This window comes from Aphanizomenon sp. UHCC 0183, assembly GCF_009712065.1.
GTDB lineage: Bacteria > Cyanobacteriota > Cyanobacteriia > Cyanobacteriales > Nostocaceae > Dolichospermum > Dolichospermum heterosporum.
In genome coordinates this window covers 34,578-55,269 of the sequence record NZ_VILC01000002.1, presented here as the reverse complement: position 1 = coordinate 55,269, position 20,692 = coordinate 34,578, and the positions used below count along the sequence as shown (strand labels likewise).

General features: G+C 36.9%; 19 protein-coding genes and 1 pseudogene. 6 read left to right on the top strand and 14 right to left on the bottom strand.

The window, feature by feature from the left end:
• Together FJR37_RS00810 and FJR37_RS00805 are read right to left on the bottom strand one after the other, a co-directional pair.
• A pseudogene (locus FJR37_RS00810) lies at nucleotides 1-825 on the bottom strand (tetratricopeptide repeat protein); the annotation flags it as partial.
• Nucleotides 825-2,123 carry a P-loop NTPase fold protein gene (locus FJR37_RS00805; protein WP_168465032.1) on the bottom strand — a complete coding sequence of 433 codons (1,299 nt, stop codon included), beginning with the start codon at nucleotides 2,121-2,123 and terminating at the stop codon, nucleotides 825-827. The gene FJR37_RS00805 and the pseudogene FJR37_RS00810, both read right to left, overlap by 1 nt.
• 322 nt (nucleotides 2,124-2,445) lie before the next feature.
• On the opposite strand from FJR37_RS00805, the gene htpG reads away from it, so the two are divergent.
• Nucleotides 2,446-4,413, top strand: coding sequence for a molecular chaperone HtpG (gene htpG, locus FJR37_RS00800; protein WP_168465031.1), 1,968 nt, complete (start codon nucleotides 2,446-2,448; stop codon nucleotides 4,411-4,413).
• Nucleotides 4,414-4,464: 51 nt separating this feature from the next.
• Here the strand turns inward: htpG and FJR37_RS00795 are convergent, their stop codons facing one another.
• Together FJR37_RS00795 and FJR37_RS00790 are read right to left on the bottom strand one after the other, a co-directional pair.
• Complete coding sequence (locus tag FJR37_RS00795; protein ID WP_053541079.1) at nucleotides 4,465-4,716, bottom strand: BrnA antitoxin family protein; 252 nt, start codon at nucleotides 4,714-4,716, stop codon at nucleotides 4,465-4,467.
• Nucleotides 4,691-4,948, bottom strand: coding sequence for a BrnT family toxin (locus FJR37_RS00790; RefSeq protein WP_168465030.1), 258 nt, complete (start codon nucleotides 4,946-4,948; stop codon nucleotides 4,691-4,693). The genes FJR37_RS00795 and FJR37_RS00790 overlap by 26 nt, the downstream gene beginning before the upstream one ends.
• Before the next feature lie 512 nt (nucleotides 4,949-5,460).
• Between FJR37_RS00790 and rpmB the strand changes: the two genes are divergently transcribed.
• Nucleotides 5,461-5,697 carry a 50S ribosomal protein L28 gene (gene rpmB, locus FJR37_RS00785; protein WP_027402820.1) on the top strand — a complete coding sequence of 79 codons (237 nt, stop codon included), beginning with the start codon at nucleotides 5,461-5,463 and terminating at the stop codon, nucleotides 5,695-5,697.
• A gap of 115 nt (nucleotides 5,698-5,812) precedes the next feature.
• On the opposite strand, the gene FJR37_RS00780 is transcribed toward rpmB, so the two are convergent.
• Nucleotides 5,813-6,712, bottom strand: coding sequence for a metallophosphoesterase (locus FJR37_RS00780; protein WP_168465029.1), 900 nt, complete (start codon nucleotides 6,710-6,712; stop codon nucleotides 5,813-5,815).
• Nucleotides 6,713-6,794: 82 nt separating this feature from the next.
• On the opposite strand from FJR37_RS00780, the gene FJR37_RS00775 reads away from it, so the two are divergent.
• Both FJR37_RS00775 and FJR37_RS00770 read left to right on the top strand, forming a co-directional pair.
• Nucleotides 6,795-7,646 (top strand): hypothetical protein, encoded by an 852-nt coding sequence (locus FJR37_RS00775; protein WP_168465028.1) that lies wholly within the window; start codon nucleotides 6,795-6,797, stop codon nucleotides 7,644-7,646.
• 181 nt (nucleotides 7,647-7,827) lie between these two features.
• A complete protein-coding gene (locus FJR37_RS00770) occupies nucleotides 7,828-8,523 on the top strand; it encodes a DUF305 domain-containing protein (RefSeq protein WP_168465027.1) in 696 nt (231 codons plus the stop codon).
• 128 nt (nucleotides 8,524-8,651) lie between these two features.
• Here the strand turns inward: FJR37_RS00770 and FJR37_RS00765 are convergent, their stop codons facing one another.
• The 9 genes from FJR37_RS00765 to FJR37_RS00725 form a co-directional block, all read right to left on the bottom strand.
• A complete protein-coding gene (locus FJR37_RS00765) occupies nucleotides 8,652-9,275 on the bottom strand; it encodes a 4Fe-4S single cluster domain-containing protein (RefSeq protein ID WP_168465026.1) in 624 nt (207 codons plus the stop codon).
• A 128-nt stretch (nucleotides 9,276-9,403) separates the two neighbouring features.
• A complete protein-coding gene (locus tag FJR37_RS00760) occupies nucleotides 9,404-9,922 on the bottom strand; it encodes a hypothetical protein (protein ID WP_039202837.1) in 519 nt (172 codons plus the stop codon).
• 430 nt (nucleotides 9,923-10,352) lie between these two features.
• Nucleotides 10,353-11,099, bottom strand: a complete 747-nt coding sequence (locus FJR37_RS00755) for a retron system putative HNH endonuclease (RefSeq protein WP_039202836.1) — start codon at nucleotides 11,097-11,099, stop codon at nucleotides 10,353-10,355.
• Nucleotides 11,096-12,403: an AAA family ATPase gene (locus FJR37_RS00750; RefSeq protein WP_168465025.1), complete on the bottom strand. Its 1,308-nt coding sequence runs from the start codon at nucleotides 12,401-12,403 to the stop codon at nucleotides 11,096-11,098. Before FJR37_RS00750 ends, FJR37_RS00755 begins: the two co-directional genes overlap by 4 nt.
• A gap of 25 nt (nucleotides 12,404-12,428) precedes the next feature.
• A complete protein-coding gene (locus tag FJR37_RS00745) occupies nucleotides 12,429-12,656 on the bottom strand; it encodes a hypothetical protein (RefSeq protein WP_096668903.1) in 228 nt (75 codons plus the stop codon).
• Nucleotides 12,657-12,712: 56 nt separating this feature from the next.
• Nucleotides 12,713-13,522: a pentapeptide repeat-containing protein gene (locus FJR37_RS00740; protein WP_168465024.1), complete on the bottom strand. Its 810-nt coding sequence runs from the start codon at nucleotides 13,520-13,522 to the stop codon at nucleotides 12,713-12,715.
• A 308-nt stretch (nucleotides 13,523-13,830) separates the two neighbouring features.
• Nucleotides 13,831-14,472 carry a hypothetical protein gene (locus FJR37_RS00735; protein WP_039202830.1) on the bottom strand — a complete coding sequence of 214 codons (642 nt, stop codon included), beginning with the start codon at nucleotides 14,470-14,472 and terminating at the stop codon, nucleotides 13,831-13,833.
• Between the two features lie 409 nt (nucleotides 14,473-14,881).
• A complete protein-coding gene (locus FJR37_RS00730; protein ID WP_168465023.1) occupies nucleotides 14,882-16,063 on the bottom strand; it encodes an acyltransferase in 1,182 nt (393 codons plus the stop codon).
• Nucleotides 16,064-16,282: 219 nt separating this feature from the next.
• Nucleotides 16,283-16,507 (bottom strand): hypothetical protein, encoded by a 225-nt coding sequence (locus FJR37_RS00725; RefSeq protein ID WP_168465022.1) that lies wholly within the window; start codon nucleotides 16,505-16,507, stop codon nucleotides 16,283-16,285.
• Nucleotides 16,508-16,922: 415 nt separating this feature from the next.
• Between FJR37_RS00725 and FJR37_RS00720 the strand changes: the two genes are divergently transcribed.
• Nucleotides 16,923-18,641: a diflavin flavoprotein gene (locus tag FJR37_RS00720; protein WP_168465021.1), complete on the top strand. Its 1,719-nt coding sequence runs from the start codon at nucleotides 16,923-16,925 to the stop codon at nucleotides 18,639-18,641.
• A gap of 264 nt (nucleotides 18,642-18,905) precedes the next feature.
• On the top strand, nucleotides 18,906-20,618 hold the full coding sequence (locus FJR37_RS00715; protein WP_039202843.1) for a diflavin flavoprotein: 1,713 nt from the start codon (nucleotides 18,906-18,908) through the stop codon (nucleotides 20,616-20,618).
• The last annotated feature ends 74 nt before the right edge of the window (nucleotides 20,619-20,692 follow it).

The following is a 20,692-nucleotide window of genomic DNA, read 5'->3' as shown; positions in this document are numbered from 1 at the left end:
ATAACGTCCTTGAGATTCATACAATGCTGCCAAATTATTCAGACTATTTGCAAGAGCATCTTGTTGTTGAAATTGAGTTTGTAAAACTATTGCTCTATTAAAATATTGTTCTGCTAGTGTTAATTCTTGTTCTCTATCTGCCGATTTTCCTGATTGCACTCGTTCAGAATATAAGTTAGCTAACTGGCTATAGAGAGTTTCTAGTTTGCTACTATTTTCTCCCCATTGGTTAATCGCTTCTGCTAAAGATGTTTCTAATTGTTCTGGTGAAAAAATCGAACTTGCTTGATTATCTAGAATTACCTCAGAATTGCGATTGATTAATAACTCATTTGTAACTAAAGACGGTTCAGGCTGAAAATGAAATACACCATTACGCCAACTCCAGAAATCAGGTGCTTGCTTGGCAATTTGAGCATAAATGCGTGATGGTATCCATAAAATAATCGGCATTTTTAGTTCTCGCAATGCTTCTCGCGTCCATTGCAAATAACCAAAAAACTTTTTCAACAATTCATCTTGATTGAATGATCCTAATTTTTCTGCACCTAATACTGTGGCTATGGCATTTTCTTTTAATGTAACTTGTTGTGTAATGGCTTGCTTTAAACTAGGTTCTTGACTATCAAGATAAACTCGATAAATATTGTCAGTATATGCTAATTCCTTTTCATAATTAGCTATAATATTTTCACGCTGACGATCTGCATCACACACAGCAATGAAAATCTGTAACATCCCAATGCCAGCTTCAATTGAAACTAACAAACTCATATAAGTCTGTTCATTTGCGTTGATAATGGATTCATTGGTTAAGGTGTTCATTAAATTAATTCTTCTAACTTTAACTGTTGAATTACAAGAGGATGAAGATCATACCAACTCTCAGCATTTTTATATTCAATCACATAAACATTGTGGAGCAAATCAAGAAATTCTTGCTGTTTAGGATCATCAGGGCGATAATTCGTATATGTTTGTTGTAAAATCTCCCGGTCAGTTTTGCTCAAAGTAATTGTCATATCATTTCGCAAAATATCAAGTGCTTGCTGCAAAATTGTCGCATCAATTTGCACATCATCAATCGGTTCTAGCTTTCTGGCTTTTTTTCTTAACTCTACTAATACTAAACTACAACATTTTTGAGCAATGCGAACCAATTCCCGAATGACACCACCACTAGATAAAGCAATCTCCAGCAAAATATCATCTGCTAATAAATTGCTATCAATTCGTTTCCGCAAAATCTCCTGTAATTTAGCTATTGTTGCAGTTACAGGTTGAGCTTCGTTTTTATGACTTTCACCTTTAGGATAAACTTTTAAAACAGGCATTACAAAAATCGGATTACTCGTTTCATCTTCGATATGTCTTTTTAAAACACCATCACGAATTGTGGCAATAGGAATTGTATAAATAACAAAGAAATTAGGTTGTAATAGTGCTTTAATATTTTTGAGAAATATACTTTCAATAGCTGCTAAATCTAGTTTATCTAAATCATCAATAATTACCACAATCTCTTTTTTACAAGCTAAAGAGACTTCTGTAGCAATCAGATTGAGAGTATCTATTAAATCTCGAAAATCACGTTTAAATTTAGTTTCTATAACTTCGCGGATACTTGCTTCAGCCTTTAACTTACTTTTCAGAAAACTCCAAAAATCAAAACCTGCTTCTAATTCAGCCCCAATTTTACTTTCTTCAATTTCTGTCCGTTCTTGAAACCAATTAAAAAATCTTTGTTTTTTGTTAGCATCAATCTCAATTTTTTGCTCCTCCGCTTTATCCATAATTTGGACAGCAATAGCAAAAAGAATATTAATATGATTGATAGCTGTAGCTTCAATTAAATCAGATATAGAAAAGAAAATTGTCAGATAATTATCATCAAATTCTCTGGCAAATTCTGCCAACAATGTAGACTTACCACAACCGCGATGTCCTGCAAAAATTAGTTGATTGGTATAATCATTACCATCCAAAACTCTCTGTTCTAATTCTGCAATGAAATCATCACCATAAGGAACTCGAAAATCTGCGGTTTCTTCTGTTGTCACCAAAGGTTGCAATTGCAGATTACGAAATGCTTTTTGAAACGCCTCAATCCGATCAGTTGTCATTGTTTATGCTCCTTATATGTTGACAGTTTTTATGTTATGTCAGTTATATCAATTTTATCTATCTAAAATCAATAGGAGTGTGTAATAGATAATTCTTATTCCACAAATCGGATAATACTGCTAATACCCTCACATTAATGCTAAAATTCACTATATTACGCAGTTGGGCTTTATCACTGTCTTTAGTCTTCAGTCCCCAGTCTAGCATGATGGTAGTGTAATCCGAATCATAATGAAGAGGTATTCCTTACCCCAAAAGCGATAAAATCACGGAAAAATGATTTTCATAAAATATATCTGCAAGTAAAACCGACGGATAACTATGTTAGAACAAGGCAATATCAGTATTCATACCGATAATATTTTCCCAATTATCAAGAAGTCTCTCTACTCAGACCATCAAATCTTCTTGCGGGAACTGGTATCCAACGCGGTAGACGCTATCCAAAAATTAAATATGGTGTCCCGTGCTGGTGAATATAATGGGGAAATTGGCGAACCAGAAATTACAATTAGCATTGATAAAGACAACAAAACCCTCTCAATTGCTGATAATGGCATTGGGATGACAGCAGAGGAAGTCAAAAAATATATTAACCAAGTTGCTTTCTCTAGTGCTGAAGAATTTATCCACAAGTATGAAGGTAAAGCAGATCAACCGATTATCGGTCATTTCGGTTTAGGTTTCTACTCCTCCTTCATGGTAGCGAAGCAAGTAGAGATTGATACTCTTTCCTATCAAGAAGGCGCACAAGCTGTGCGTTGGACTTGTGATGGTTCACCTAAATTTGTTTTAGATGAATCTCCTCGCACCACTCGTGGAACTACAATTATTCTCACATTGGAAGGAGAAGAAGAGGAGTTTCTCGAACCAGCACGAATTAAGAATCTTGTCAAGACTTACTGCGATTTCATGTCAGTTCCCATTAAAATGGATGGGGAAGTTTTAAATAAACAACAAGCTGCATGGCGTGAATCTCCCAGTAATCTTAAAGATGAAGATTATTTAGAGTTTTACCGCTATTTGTATCCTTTCCAAGAAGAACCCTTGCTGTGGGTGCATTTGAATACAGATTATCCCTTTGTGATTAACGGGATTTTGTACTTTCCGAAAATGCGTCCTGATGTGGATGTAACCAAGGGACAAATTAAGTTATTCTGCAATCAGGTGTTTGTCAGTGATAACTGTGAGGAAATTATTCCCCAGTTTTTAATGCCTATGCGGGGCGTGATTGATAGCACTGATATACCTTTGAACGTTTCTCGAAGTGCATTGCAAGGCGATCGCACTATCAAGAGAATAGGAGATTACATCGCCAAAAAAGTCGGCGACAGACTCAAAGAATTATACCGCGACGACCGCGAACAATACGTAACAGCCTGGAAAGACTTGGGAACATTCGTGAAATTTGGTGTTCTCAACGATGATAAATTCAAAAAACAAGTCGAAGACATCATCATCTTCCGCAGCACAGCCAAATTAGAAGCCTCTGTAGCCGACACCGCAGCCGTTGAAGTCCAATCTGCTGACGGTGATGCGTGGCAAGATGTTACCCCCACAAATGGTACTAGCATCCCCTACACCACCCTCAAGGAATACTTAGAACGTAACAAAGAACGTCACGAAAATAAAGTATTCTACAGCACCGATGCCGCTACTCAATCCACATACATCGAACTGCACAAAAATCAAGGTTTAGAAGTCCTCTATATGGACTCCTTCATTGATACCCACTTCATCAACTTCCTAGAACAAGAATATCGGGATGTTAAATTTACCCGCGTAGACTCTGACCTCGATAACACCCTCCTCGATGACAAAACCAGCGAAATTGTTGACCCCACCACCAACAAAACCAAAGGAGAAGTCATTAAAGAACTATTTGAGAAAGCCCTCAATAAGCCAAAACTCAACATCCGTACCGAGTCCTTGAAATCAGATGATCCTCAAGGCACACCACCTGCAATGGTATTATTACCCGAATTTCTCCGCCGGATGCGAGAAATGAGTGCTATGATGCAGCAGCAAACCGTCGAATTTCCCGAAGAACACATTTTACTAGTAAATACTGCTCACCCGTTAATTCAAAACTTGGTTAATCTCAGTCAAGGTAGTATTATTCAGGGTGACGGTGAATCACCATCCAGCCAATTAGTAAATATGATGTGTCAGCACGTTTATGATTTGGCACTGATATCTCAAAAAGGCTTTGATGCAGATGGGATGAAATCCTTTGTAGAACGTTCCAATGACGTACTCACCAAGCTAACAGAACAAGCCAGCAAGTAAACAGCCAGATAACCGACTTCTCGGAGAAGTCGGTTGTAACACTTTATTTTTTTAGAGATTTTCTTGATGGTTAATATAAGAACGCAGCACAGTATTAATCATTGATTGATAGCCTTTTCCCTGGTGTTTAAACCATTCTAAAACGTCACTATCTAAGCGAATGGAAATAGCTTTTTTAGTAATAGGTTTCACCATTTTAGCGGTTTGCCAAAAGTTATCATCTAATTCGGGAATATCAGAAGTATCAATAGCAGAATCTGGGATATTTTGGATTTCTTCAAGACGTTGCGGCGAGATATTCATAGTATTGTCTCCTTTCTTTAGGGGTGGCTTTTCGGGCTGAAATTAGACGGATTTTACCGTTTCTTTCGGTATGGACTACGGTAACAACAATAATTCCTTGTATTGCACCAATAGTAATTTCTCTAATTTCTTCATCATAGTCAAATCGTTCATCAATTGACGTAAAAACGATTCCCTGAAAAATTTCTTGTGCTTCCTCAAAGCTAAGGAACGCAAATTTAATAACCTGCAATTCTGATGTAACCTGGAATGGTGCGTTACGCTGTCGCTAACACACCCTACTTTTGCACCTTATTTAATTCACATTCCTAAGTCCATGTTTTTTGTGATTGTGTTGATTTTTATGTTCGTCCCATTCAAATTCCATTTACTTTATAAATACATTTTGTATATACACAAGAATAACACAAGTAATCAAAAGTCAAGATTAAGAGGGTGTTTGAAAAGTTATGGTTGATGTATCAAATATTTTTTACCCCACCCTAACCCTCCCCTTGTAAAGGGGAGGGAACTGGATTTTTATTGTTTCCCCCCTTTACAAGGGGGGACTAAGGGGGACTAAGGGGGGTAGCAATGTGATGAAAATTACGGAATACCACTTTTCAAACATCCTCTAAGATTTTCTCAAAAGGTCGGTAATGCTTGCCATAATTCCCCAGATACTAGATAATTATTCTTTTTCCCGAACTTGTTGAGATATAATGGGAAGGTTGTCTTAAAATAGAACTCTAGGAGATATTTATTATGTCCCGTCGTTGTGAACTAACTGGTAAAAAAGCCAATAACGCTTGTTCCGTTTCCCACTCTAACCGTCACACCAAGCGTCTACAGCACGTTAATCTGCAAACCAAGCGGGTTTGGTGGGCTGCTGGTAACCGTTGGGTAAAATTGAAACTCTCCACCAAAGCCATCAAAACCTTAGAATTTAAAGGTTTAGACGCAATGGCAAAAGAAGCAGGAATCAACCTCAACCATTACTAAATAGTAGGGAACAGGGGATAGGGAACAGGGAACAGGGAACAGGGAATAGATAAATTCCTGTGATATTAACTATTCTTCTTTCTAACTCCTGACTCCTGACTCCTGACTCCTTTCATTAAACACTATTTAATTTAATTATACCCTGATCAAAAACGCGATTATTAGTACCAATAGCGCTCACTTCCATTCTATCTGCATACACATCATAAGCAGCAAAACTCAAATCACTGGTTGAATATTCTGTCCATTGAGAACGACCAACTGGACGATTACCAGCACCAGCACCACAGATTAAATAGGTAGTTCCATTAATAGCGCGAGTTCGTTCATAATTATGTTCATGACCATTGATATAAAGTTGAACATTGTATTTTTTAAATAGAGGAGTAAAGGTTTTAATAAAACTTGTATTATTTCCATAATGACCAGACGAATAAATCGGATGATGACCAAAGACAACTTTCCAAGGTGCTTTACTCAGACTTAATTCTTTATCTAACCAAATTAATTGATTTTTCCAATCAGCATTACCATTAGTATCTAACGCAAAAAACTGAACTTTATTTTGACTAAATGTGTAATAACGTCCCTGCATATTAAAACCAGGATATTTAACTTGGGGAACACCATTATCAGTGCGAATATCATGATTGCCTAAACAAGCATGAAACTTGACACCATTTTTTAGTAAAGGTTGATAGGGACGTTCAAAAACTTCATTTATTTTCTCAATTTCCCCATTATTGTAGATGTTATCACCAGCTAAAACTACCAAATTATAAGGATTTTGCTGATGATAAAAATTCATAGCATTTGCTACAGCATATTGTCCTTTAGTCCCAGTTCCTGTATCAGCAACGGAGACAAAGCGCAATAATAAATCTTTTTTGACTGGTTTAGCTGCTGTTGCTGATTCTATGAGAGAATTTGAACTTGACAATTTCCCACTCAAAAATCCAGATGCTATGGTGCTAATTCCACTTAAAAACAAAAATTGACGGCGGTTAATATTCATAATTCATTAAATGGCACAGTAATTGATTATAGTCAAAATATGTTTTCTCTGTTTTTGATTTACTAATTTGGGTAAAAGTTCCATGTCAGGAGAAAAACGTAGAAAACCAAGAAGTGAACCCGCACCTACACTCTATCAAAAAAATCAACCAATTTGGAAAACGGCAATTATCCAAGTTTTGCGGGGAACGATTGGTGTTTTAGAAACTACAGTAGTTAAACTGGAGACAGAAACACCCGCTGATACTCAGAAAAAAACTAATTTTTTATCGCGTTGGGATGGATTTTTAAGGACATTCCGCTTATTTTTACCATCAAATATATCTAACAATGTATCAGATACGGTGCTGACAGGGATTTTTGCAGTAATTTTTGTGGTGACAATAGGAATAACTACATTTATGTTTATTCCTAAATCTGTGGAAGTCGCAACTGTTCCCCCGGTAGAAGAGGTTATCCCACTAAAATCAGTTATAGAACCTGAAGTCATACCAACTCCCACCCCAGTTATAGAACCTGAAGTCATACCAACCCCCACCCCAGTTGTTGAACCGGAAGTCATACCAACTCCGGTTATAGAAACTGAAACTACCCCGACTCCAGTTGTTGAATTAACACCTGAACAAGCTTTACTAGCAGCAATTGAAAATCAGTTTTCAGATATTACCATTGCTGTTAAAAATACGCAGGATAAAAATATTATTTCTCAACTCATAAAACCTCTTCAAGCTAACTTCCGTACTAGTGATTTAACTGTGAAAATTAGTGATATTTGGTATAACCTGGAAAAATCTCAACAGGACAAACTAGCAGCGGATATATTACAACGTTCCCAAGAACTGAATTTTATCCATTTAGAAGTTGTTGATTTTCAAGAGAAAATAATTGCCCGTAGTCCAGTGGTGGGTAATAAAATGATAATTTTTAAACGTTAAAATTTGATAGACCTTTGCTTTGTTAAGAAATGTTAATATCACAAAACATTTCATCTTGATTTCATATTCCCATGAAAAGCTATAATTATAGTTAAACACATAACTGATTCCAAATATTTGCAACAGTTAGGTCTGATAACTTTTACTATTAGATCTTCATATTTTCAAGGAAAAACAAGTTATGAAAAGCAAAAATTTGATTTATGGTTTGATTGGGTTAGTAAGCAGTAGTGCTATGAGTGGATTATTAATTATCAGTAACACACAAGCACAGAGTCCCAATTCTGAACACAATTCTCATCATTCATCTAAACAAGCTAATCCCCCCAAAAAAGGGATGATGATGCAAACAGATCAGCATTTCATCGAAATGATGATTCCGCACCATCAGCAAGCAGTAGAAATGGCTGATATCGCATCAACTCGCGCACAACATCCAGAAATTAAGACCCTAGCAGTTGCTATTAAAAAAGACCAAACCCGCGAAATTGAACAGATGAGAACCTGGTATAAGACATGGTACGGTAAAGAAGTACCTATAATGACTATGACTGATCAAGGAATGATGGCAGGTCATGGGAATATGTGTCAACAGATGAATCCACCAGACAGGATGGAAATGCCGATGAATGGTAAAATGCACTGCATGAATATGGATTTAGAAACATTAAAAAATGCACCAGATTTTGATAAAGAATTTATTCGTCAAATGATTCCTCATCATCGCATGGCTGTCAAAATGTCACAGATGATTGTTAAAAAAACTGCCAAACCAGAAATCCGTAATTTGGCTAAGTCTATCATTAAAACTCAAACGGCAGAAATTAACCAAATGCAGCAATGGTATCAAAGTTGGTATAAGTCAAAGCCTGTATAAACCATTGTGAAACCCTTATATTGCGCTTGATTTATAACCGTTACGGCTGGTCGTATGAAGAATTTTAGCAGTTCCAAATTTGAGAGACTGAAAACCGAAAATACTTTGATTTTTCAGCCTCCCTAAAATTAGCTTAATTCCAATAAACCTTGATAACCTGTAACAATACGATTACCATCTTTGAGAATGTGGACTTCAATTTGATCACTAGCCCAAGTAATTTTATCTGCAAATTCTGGATTAAAGATATTGACTTTTTGATTACTAGAAGAAACGGGAGAATCAGGAGAATTAATTGCTAGAGATTTCACAAAAGGACCATCAATCAAAATATCTAATTCTGCCAATAATTCTTTTGCACCAGGAGGGGCGGAATCAGATTGTAATTGTTGAAGAGTGAAACCAGTAAAAGACATGATATTTAAACCCGCTGCTTTTAACTTTCTGGCTAAAATTGTTAATGCAGGTGCTTGCCAAAATGGTTCACCACCGGAAAAAGTTACACCCGTATTCTGGGGATTTTTGAGAATACTTTCAGCAAGGGCATCAATAGCAACTAAATCATTAATCTCAAATGCCCAAGAGTCGGGATTAAAGCAACCAGAACACTCACGGTTACAACCTTGTACCCAGACAACAGCCCGACAACCGGGTCCATTAACTTCTGATTGGTCAACATAACCCATAATATTCAGATAACCGGGGGGGATGTCCGCGAGTGCTAGAGATGGGTTCATGGGCTTAGTTTCCATCTTTTCTCAACTCCTTTTCAACTTTTCCTATTACTTGCTAATATAGCGAGACTCGGAACAAGTGTGGAGAAAGAAAATATAAGCTTTTTAAAGTTTGATTATTTTGTGCAGTCAACCTTTAGGTTTTTTTAAGCTTTTGACCAGGAGGGGATGAATGAACGCGCGGCTGCGATCGCATGAAAGAATGCAAATATCCTGTGGCTGGCTTGACCATGATCCCGGCATTTTTGCAAGTCGAAAGACCGTAATTCTTTTTCGATGACGTTTTCGACATCAGCAGCTAAATTTAACCTACCTTCATTGAGATAACATTCGGTGAGAAATAGTAATTTCTCAACATTAATTTCATTGGTTTCCCATTGAATTTCAATAGGAAACTCATAATTTTTTTCTAATGTTCCCCCACTGTAAACGTTTTCCATGAGTTTATTGCCGATAATATATTTAACTTTATGGGTGTTAGCCAGTCCTATTAAATCATCAGCAGTTGGCTTCAGTCCTAGACGACGACGGAAAACGGAATCAATAATTTCATATTTACTATTGTCTGGAAATACTGTGACAACCACAGCCGCAATTCCTTCTGTATTTCCATAACATCCGATGATGTTTTGACTTTCTTCACCGTGAACAAATAAGATATCCATAATATGCACCAACTAAACTAATAAGAGGGAATCGAGTTGATAAGATTCTCGCAGATGAGACGCAATACTTGTCGGTCAAGGAAATGTAGGTTGGGTTGAGCGACAGCGAAACCCAACAAAATCCCTGATAATGTTGGGTTATGGCTGATGCCTCCGGCGATAGCGAAGCGCTGCTGCAAGCAGTTCGCAGGGATACGCCACACTATGGCTATAATCTATCAGACTTTTTTCCAAAATTGTAACTTTGTTCAAAAAAAAGCACCTTTTTATCAATAGGTTAATTTTAGATTAATTACAAATTAAAATCTATTTCTTTAGATAGATGAAAGGGCAGATTTTATTTTGTTTAATCAAACGTTGCTCAATTAACATATTTTTGACATCTCGTCGCAGGAGTCAGATCCCCGACTTCTCTAAGAAGTCGGGGATCTTATTTTTCTGAATAAGAAATATTAATAAGATGTCGTTCTGCACCTGCACCTAAAACCCAGCGAAGAGTTGTGAAAAACGGAGGCCAATTGTCTGTACCATTACCAAAATATTCGGCTGCAATTTTCTCTTCTAAATCATTTATATCAATTGTCTCATCATCAAGTTCTTTTTCTATTTCGTCAATTACAGCTAATCGTAGATTCTTTAATCTTTGAACATTAAGTTCCAGGGTATCAATAGTAAATTGAACATTTTCTATAGGAATACCAGAATCTTCACAAGCTTTTTCATCAGGTCTAATTTCACCATCTTTACTACTGAATTTAAATAGACGTAATGTTGGTAAATTGAGAGGATTTAATAATCTACTATCAGGTATAAAACCATCTTTTTTGTGACCACAGCAACGGGAATATTTCAGTAATTTTGAATTTTGCTCATGATCATCTTCTACTCCACCTGGAGGACGACAGATACCTAACATATTTTGCCAATCTAGATCATGATTATTTTCTTTTGTTGATTCTCTACAGGGGATAAAATGCTCAACAGAGCGATTGTTTTCATGAATAGACATTTCACAATAAGCACAAAGTCCTTTTTGATCAGATGCTAAAGTTTTACGAATTGCATTTAAAGTTTCTTTATTCTTTTTTAAATCATTCCATCGTTTAAATTGAGAAGAAAATCGCTCTTTATAGTTTTTAAGTTCCTCTGGTTCTGGGGATTTCAGCACTTTTTTCACACCGCATTCCTCCGTTCCAGTTTGCGGATTTGCATATCTGCTCTAGTCATATCTGGATCAAAAGATTCCCAGTGTTGTAATTCTTTTTTAAGGCGTTTTGCTTCTTCTAATTGACCATTATCAATTGCTTCAAAAAGTCGTGTCAGTGTTCTTGATTCTTCTGTGTCTGGTCTTAAATCACTCAATCCTAAAACATATCTGACAATATCTGAACTTTTCATCCCCTTGGTAGGTGATGGACATTCCTTGATTTGATAATCTTCTAATATCTTCACCTGATTTTGTTTAACTGTTGTCACAACTTCGGGACTGTGAGTAGTGGCGATAATTTGAGTGTTGGGAAATACCTTTTTTAAATCAGGAATAATCTTTTGTTGCCAAGTTGGATGTAAATGCAAATCTAACTCATCAATCATCAAAATTGCTTCTGCTGCTAACGGGTTTTCCATATCTGGATTTGCTTGTGCTAACCGTCGCGCAAAGTCCATTACCAAGGCTAACATATTACGATAACCTGCACTTAATTGACTTAATAAAAGTTCTCTTTTCTCTCCTGTTTCCATTGTCCACTCAACCATCAGTTTTGCAGATACAATCTGTGAGAAATAAACATGAGTATTTGGTGCAATAATACTAGAAATAGCATTTCGTACTCGCTTTAAATCAGGAAGTTCAAGATTAATATTTCCCTTCTCTTTTGCCTCTCTCAATTCTTGAAACTCACGCACAAAAAACCAATTAGCCATATCAGTGAAACTACTTGTTGCGTCAAGGGCATGATTTAGTGAATTAAACCTATTAAGAGATTGGTGTGAAATATTTTTAACATAGGCAATATCGTTTAAATGGCGATTGCCTTGATAATAAGCTAGGACAGACAATTCATCTATTCTAGAGCGCATTGCAGAATAAAGCTGCTTTGTTCCTTCTTGTGAAATAGACGAAGATGAGACACTTACATTTATCCTTTCGTTGTCATTGTCAGCAGGTGGTTTTTTATAAACAATTGTCCAATCTGGAAAACCTGTAGTTGATACAGTGAACTCTGCCTGATTTCTTCGTTCATTATCCTTTTTTTGGACTGGCAAATCTCTTTGAAAAACAGGTGAAGCTTCTCGATATTTTTTGCCTACAATTTGTTGAATTTGAACTACATACGGATACATTGCCGCAGCAATACCATCTAATAACGCACTTTTACCTGATCCATTATTGCCAACAAAAATATTGATATCGGGATCTAAATTAACTTCCAAATGCTCGAAGCAGCGGAAGTTTTTGATAATGACTTTTTGAATGTGCATGGATTTATTTTTCTTGATAAAATTACTAATCTTCGTCTAAAGCTACAGGTTCGGTAGGATCATCATAACGGATCACTTTGCCACGTAAAGGATAAAGATTGGTATTTTGTGTTTCTAGAGATTTAATTTGATGTTGTGCAGTTTGAGGTTGTAAAATAATCACTTCCACAACATCACCAGCATGGAAAGGTAAACCTTTTAATACCAAAGTTCCATCTTCAGTTAAGGACGTTTCGATTTTATGAGCATTCATATTATCAATCTGGTGTGTTACAGTTGATTTTATTTTAACATATTACCTCGTTACCGTTAATTGCATTTCTTTGGTGTTAATAATTCTAACTTATTCTCTAAAATCGTCCCTTTCAAATTTGCTCCCTGAAAATTTGCACCTCTAAGATTTGCACCTTTTAAATTTGCTCCTGCTAAGTTTGCACCTTTTAAATTTGCCCAACTTAAATCAGCTTCTGTTAAATTTGCTTCACTCAAATTTGCTTTAGATAAAAATGCGTTTCCTAAATGAGCTTTTGTTAAATTAGCTTTATGTAGGTTGGCTTGATAAAGTTGAGCAGTCATTAATTCTGCTTCATATAAATTTGCTTCACTCAAGTTAGCAGTAATTAAATTAACTGCCATCAAATTTGCAAAACTTAAATTACTGCGAATAAGTTGGGCTGCGGCTAAATCAGCATTTTTTAGATTAGCATTTTGGAAATCTGTACCAATTAAATTAGCATCTGTAATCATAGTATTTTCCAGATTTGCACCACTGAAATCAGCACCAATAAAGTTGCCAAAACTTAAATTAGCCTGGCTTAAAATTGCCCCACTCAAATTAGCAATACTCAAATTAGCTTGACTCAAGTTAGCTTCTATTAACTTGGCTTGATAAAAAATAGCATTACTGAGATTAGCATGACTAAAATTAGTTCGCACTAATAAAGCATGAGCTAAATTTACTTTATTCAAATTTACTCCTTGGAGATTTGCTCCTCGGAGGTTTTCTCCCAGTAGATTTGCACCGCTAATATCAATTTCAATTTGGGGATTTTTGTTTCTCCATTCTATCCAAGTAACTGCTCCTGAACGTAATACATTGAGATGTTGTTGATTTGCCATTTTTTGCTCCTTTAGGACTTACGCAAGTTTCACACTTAATATTTCTTGTAAGAGGGTGTTTGAAAAGTCATGATTGCTGTATCAAATCTTTTACCCCTCCCTAACCCTCCCCTTGTGAAGGGGAGGGAAGCAGATTTTTCTTGTTTCCCTTTACAAGGGGAAAGGGGGTAACAATGTGATGAAAATTACGGGATACCACTTTTAAAACATCCTCTAAGGTGCGTCAGACTCGATTATGGGGTAAGAATAAACAGACTTTTAACATTTGACGCACCCTACTAATATGTTAGTTGCGTCAATCTTGTTCCTTATTCGTTACGCTTACCTTGGGAATTTTCCCTTCCAGGTGAGTTTTCAATTGCGGCTAAAGCGCCCGCTGCTCCTGCTAAAATATCCTGTTCTGAGCCACCTAAATAAAGTCTGCCAAAACTACCGACAGCTTGAACTTCGAGGATGTTAATTTGCGCTGCTTTTTCTGCTTCATTAGCTGCTAGTGCTGCATAAGCGGCTGGTTCAACTTCCAATACATAGAGGGTTTGTCCTGCTAGTAGCAGTTGTCCTCGTCGGGTACGGTTAATAAGTTGGGTTTGGTAAGCGTCAATATTGCGGATAATTTGGCTAGAAACTACGCGAGGTTTAATACATTCCTCTTTTTTTACGCCTAAAAATGCCAAAATCGCATCTCCAGCGGCTCGTGTTTCCCCTTGAGAGCCAGAATGCACTTCTAATAGTCCATATAGACGTTCTACTACTTGCACTCCAGGACGAACGGAAGCGGATTTCAGGGCTACGTCGGTAATCTTGTTGATTTCGATACCAGGGGAAATTTCAATCCATAGGGATGTATCCCCCGGTAATGGTAAGAAACCCTGGGCTACTGTTCCCATGTATGCGGCGTGTTGAGGTTGCAGATTGTCTAGAAATACGAAACTGCGTAATTCTATACCCAAAGTCTTAATTCTCCAGTCATGAGGGTAAACATTTTGGATTTAGATCCTGGATTTAGATCCCCGACTTCTCAAAGAAGTCGGGGATCTGCAATATATGAGTTTACCGTTAAAGTGGACTAGTTTGGTAATTAGTGATGATTAATTCTTCGGCTGGAGGATGTTTTATTTATAAGTATTAATATGAAATAAGTAAGCCTTAAAGCCAAAATCTTCTGGTTTAGAGACTTCCAAGAAATAAATTATCCTAAGAAACGAACCACAGAGGCACAGAGTACACAGAGAGAGAATTTCTGCATCAGTTTTGGGACATTTTTTTATTTGGAAGTCTCTTAGATATTTTAGATGCACAAAAATGGTTTTACTACTGACCGCTGCTAGATTTTTCATGGGGTCTTTATGTCTAAGACTTTTATGAGATCACGGCATCTTTGATTTTTCGCTTTTTCAAAAAATTAGACATAAATGGCCGCTCAAAGAATAAGTAAAACCAGTAAGCAATAATGAGTGACATCACCGTACCTATTAAATAACATCCTGCTGCAAACATATCTGGTGAGATTGGTAGGTAAAACAGGAAGTAACGCACAAAAACTAAAACTGGTCCATGAGTAAGATAGAGACTATAGGAAAATGTTCCCAGTGCGATCGCTAAAGGATGTTGTAAGATCCGTAGGATTAAAGATGGTTTTTTGTCCTCTATTATTGACTTGGTTAAGGAAATAAATAGGCAAGCAAATGCTAAACCGGCGAAAGTTTGATTAATCCATATATGCAGTCCTAGCCGTCGCCATTCAGTGATGACAGCAAGACAGGTAAAGATAATAGCCAACCAACCCCAAGGTAAAGAATTTCTGATAGCTACTAACTTGGGTTTTTGGGAAAATCCAATATCTGCTGCTGCCATTCCTAAACAAAATATACATAAGAACCAAGGATTGGCTGATTCAAATAATCCATTCAACAAATATAGAGGAGTTAAACCAATTAAAAAGGTAATAATGACAATCCCAAATAATCCCAACCTTCGCCATATAGGTAACAATAATAACGGAAATAAAAAGTATATTTGCCATTCTGTGGCGACAGTCCACATGGGTGGGTTAATAGTTAGATATGAGTTGCTATCAAGATTATGAACTAGGAGTAGTTTAAGCAAGACATCCATCAAAGAAAATCTGGGAGAAAATGCTCCTAGTCCTGCTTCTGTATTCCATTGAAAATCCGTAAATTTTTCTAAACCCAAGATAATTGCTGTTAATAGTAAACAGATAAACAGTATTATATAGTAGGGTGGTAAAATTCGCCGCGATCGCTTCTTAATATAATTTATGAAACTTCCTGATAACTGACCATTTTCAGAACGCGCTACTGGCAGCATCAAAACATAACCAGAAAGAACAATGAAAATGACAACACTAAATGCACCATATTTCATGATTTCTCCAAATAATGACCACAGTATAGGCAATTGTCCTTCAATTGATGGTTCAATATGTACGAGGACAATATATAAAGACGCTAATCCCCTCAATCCGTCTAAATAAGGAAGATGAAGTCTCTTTTTGGTGGATTCTTCGATAATTTTAGTCATTCAACTAATCTCCTATGCTATTTTTGTACGGACATTTCTTCTCTATTTGCATTTTGGGATTGCAAATTATAAATTATTAAGAAGAAATACAATATAAAGTTTTTCAAGTATTTGCAAAACCTACAACAAGTTTAGGACTTACACAAAAGTCACGAAATATGAATGATCAAGAAGCTAAATAACAATAAAAAAAGAGGGTTTTAGAGATTTTTACCTAAGCTATAAAGTTCTCAAAATGCCTCTTAAATAGAGGTTATTTAATTGTTGTAGATGGCTATACAAAAGATGCTGATTGATTTGTAACCAAATTTGGTAATCCGCTATATGTACTTGTTCAAAAATCAGAGCAAATACTTTTTTATATTTGGAATTAATAAATACTTCCCTGATTACTGTAACGGCTTCCTTTGAGCCAATTTTTAAATATACCGCTGTTGTAATCATAGTATGTCAATAAATTTTACTTATGTACTCTTCGTACAAAATACCTTTTTAGTGACATAAATAATGTCTCTCTCTTATTTTAAAATAAAGCTACAAAATAAATATCAAGTAATCGTAAATTTTAAACATAAATTATGAAGATTTAAAAGTAAACTTAGTTTTATGATTAGTACGGTTACAGCCAGGATACTCTATCAATAGGACATAAGTATAAATAATACTTACGAAAAATAGGGTATTGATTATTGCTGTAGTTTGTGATTTCGTATTCCAATTTAATCTAAATTAAAGTAAAAACTGTATCTGTGCTTACAACTTTAATTTTCCGAAATATATTTTTCATTACAGCTTTAAATAAGAATAATAGCGAGAATGGGGGCAGAAGAAATGATTGTTTATTTTCTATTGTGAAATCATGGTAGTGATATCAGAGAACGTTCAGAACCGATTAACTATACAAACTGTAGAAATTGCCCCTAATACCACTGCGATTCGTTCTCTAGACTGGGATCGGGATCGTTTTGATATTGAATTTGGTTTACAAAATGGTACAACCTATAATTCATATTTAATTAGAGGTGAACAAACAGTTTTAATTGATACTTCTCACCAGAAGTTTCGTGAACTTTATTTAGAGACTCTTAAGGGTTTAGTTAATCCTAAAACGATTGATTATATAATTGTTAGCCATACTGAACCTGATCATAGTGGCTTAGTAGAAGATATTTTACAGTTAGCTCCTAGAGCCACTGTTTTAGCTTCTAAAGTGGCTTTGCAATTTTTAGAAGGTTTGGTACATGAACCTTTTTCTAAGCGAATTGTCAAAAGTGGCGATCGCGTAAAAATTGGTAAAGATCACGAAATGGAATTTGTCAGTGCGCCAAATTTACACTGGCCAGATACTATTTTTAGCTTTGATCGCCAAACCCAAGTTCTCTACACTTGTGATGCGTTCGGAATGCACTACTGTGATGATCGCACTTTCGACGAAGATTTAGAAGCTATTGAAGCTGATTTTCGCTTTTATTATGATTGTTTAATGGGTCCAAATGCTCGTTCTTTGCTAAATGCAATGAAGAGAATGGGTGAACTTGGGGAAATCAAAATTATTGCTAATGGACACGGACCATTACTACATCATAACCTCGATATTCTCCGAGAATGTTATCACAATTGGAGTCAAAAACAAGCAAAAACAGAAACGACTGTGGGTTTGTTTTATGTCTCTGGTTATGGACATAGCGATCGCTTGGCACACTCAATTGGTGATGGTTTGCAAAAAGCTGGTGTTGGTGTGGAAGTATTGGATCTCAACACCGCAGAAAGCCAAGAAATTCAAGAATTAGCCGGCAGAGCATCTGGTTTAATTGTAGGGATGCCTTCTACTAGTGCAATTAAAGCACAAGCCGCAATTAGTTCTTTATTAGCCGTTGCTAAAAATAAGCAAGTTGTGGGTTTATTTGAGTCCTATGGTGGCGATGATGAACCGATTGATACTCTCAGACGCAAATTTATTGATTTAGGTATTAAGGAAGCTTTCCCAGCTATTCGGATTAAAGAAACTCCCACAGATTCCACCTATAAACAATTTACAGAAGCAGGCAATGCTTTGGGACAATTGTTAGTGCGGGAACGCAATATTAAACAAATCAAATCTCTCGACGTGAACATGGAAAAAGCGTTGGGAAGAATTAGCAATGGTTTGTATATTGTCACTGCTAAAAAAGGTGATGTTAGCGGCGCAATGATCGCTTCTTGGGTGACACAAGCCAGTTTACAGCCTTTGGGTTTTACCATTGCTGTAGCTAAAGATCGCGCTTTAGATGACTTAATGCAAGTAGGCGATCGCTTTGTTCTCAATGTTCTAGAAGAAGGCAACTATCAAGACCTGAAAAAGCATTTTCTCAAACGTTTAAATCCCGGTGCTGATAGATTTGCAGACGTAAAAATCCAAACTGCTAAAAACGGTTCACCCATTCTTACCGACGCACTCGCATACATGGAATGTGAAGTAATCAGCAACATGGAATGTAGTGATCACTGGATTTTATACTGCACAGTTGAAGATGGCAAAGTTTCTAAACCCGATGGAATTACCGCAGTTCGTCATCGCAAAGTAGGAAATTACTATTAATTAGTCATTAGTCATTAGTCAGTGGTCAGTGGTCAGTGGTCAGTGGAAGTAAGAGTAAAATTTCCTTCTTCTTTCCTATCTTCCTTCTTTTTCCTGACTCCTGACTGGGCGCAGGCCCTGCGCCCCTACCTCCTATTTTCCAATACACAGATATTTATTTACCCATCTTTCATAATAACTATGACACTTCCAGATTCATTTTCTAACGCTGTTGAATCAGCTAAAAATTGGGTTTCTCAAGTTTTTTCGACCCAACAAGTATCCATGAGCGATTCTAGACCAAGGGACGTACAAATACTACCAATTGCTACCAACACAAAAGTAATGCGATCGCGCAGTAAGTCCCGGTTGCGGTTTGAAATTGAATATGCTCTAGAACGGGGAACTACTTCTAATAGCTATTTAATAGAAGCCGATAAAACTGCATTAACAGACGCTCCAGCCGAAGGATTTACAGAAATTTATCTGGAAGCATTACAGAAAACTATCAATGTCCAAAAGTTGGATTATGTAATTTTGGGACATTTTAACCCCAATCGTATTCCCACTTTAAAAGCAATTTTAGCGATCGCACCACAAATTACCTTTGTTTGTTCCCTTCCCGCTGCTAATAATTTACGTGCTGCTTTCACCGACCAAGATATCAAAGTTCTCGTCATGCGGGGGAAAGAAACCCTAGATTTAGGTAAAGGTCATGTCTTGAAATTCTTACCTACTCCTAGTCCCCGCTGGCCTGAAGCACTTTGTACTTACGACCAACAAACCCAAATTCTTTTTACAGATAAGCTATTTGGCGCTCACATCTGTGGTGAAGAAGTATTTGATGATCATTGGGAAACTTTCAAAGAAGACCAACGTTATTACTTTAATTGCCTCATGGCTCCTCATGCAACTCATGTGGAATCAGCTTTGGAGAAAATCTCCGATTTACAGGTGAGAATGTATGCTGTCGGTCATGGACCCTTGGTACGCACCAGTTTAATTGAACTAACCAAATCTTACGGTGAGTGGAGTCGCGCTCAAAAAGATCGAGAAATATCCGTAGCACTTCTCTACGCTTCCGCTTATGGCAACACTGCCACCTTAGCACAAGCAATGGCGTTAGGATTAACCAAAGGTGGCGTTGCAGTTAAATCTGTCAACTGTGAATTTGCGACCGCTGACGAAATCCGTACCAGCTTCGAACAAGCAGATGGTTTTATCATTGGTACTCCTACCATTGGTGGACACGCACCTACTCCCATTCATACCGCATTAGGAATTGTTCTCTCTAGCGGTGATAATACCAAACCGGCGGGGGTATTTGGTTCTTACGGTTGGAGTGGTGAAGCTTTAGACTTGGTAGAATGCAAACTCCGAGACGCTGGCTATCGTTTCGGTTTTGATACCTTGAAAGTCAAATTTAAACCAGATGAAGTCACTCTCAAATATTGCGAAGAAGTCGGTACAGACTTTGCTCAAAGTTTGCGAAAAGCTAAGAAAGTGCGTGTTCCTCAACAATCTGCAACCCCCACAGAACAAGCCGTCGGCCGGATTATTGGTTCTGTCTGTGTCATTGCCGCCAAGCAGGGAGAATTTTCGACAGGGATGATGGGTGCTTGGGTATCTCAGGCTACTTTTAATCCACCGGGAATTACTGTAGCGATCGCCAAAGAGCGAGCAGTCGAATCACTATTATATCCTGGTGGTAAATTTGTCTTGAATATCCTTCCTGAAGGTGTTCATCTGGAATACATGAAACATTTCCGCAAAAGTTTTAAACCTGGAGAAGACAGATTTGCTAACTTCCCCACAGCGGAAGCCGATAATGGTTGTACTATTTTAACAGAAGCTTGTGCATATCTAGAATGTTTGGTACAACAGCGCCTAGAATGCGGTGATCATTGGGTAATCTATGCAACTGTTGACAACGGTAAATTACTCAAGCCGGATGCTATGACTGCTATTAACCACCGGAAAACAGGCTCATACTATTAAAGATATAAGGATACATTATAGCCCCCTCCTCGCTTGCGGGGAGGGGGTTGGGGGTGGGGTTCTTGTATTTTAAA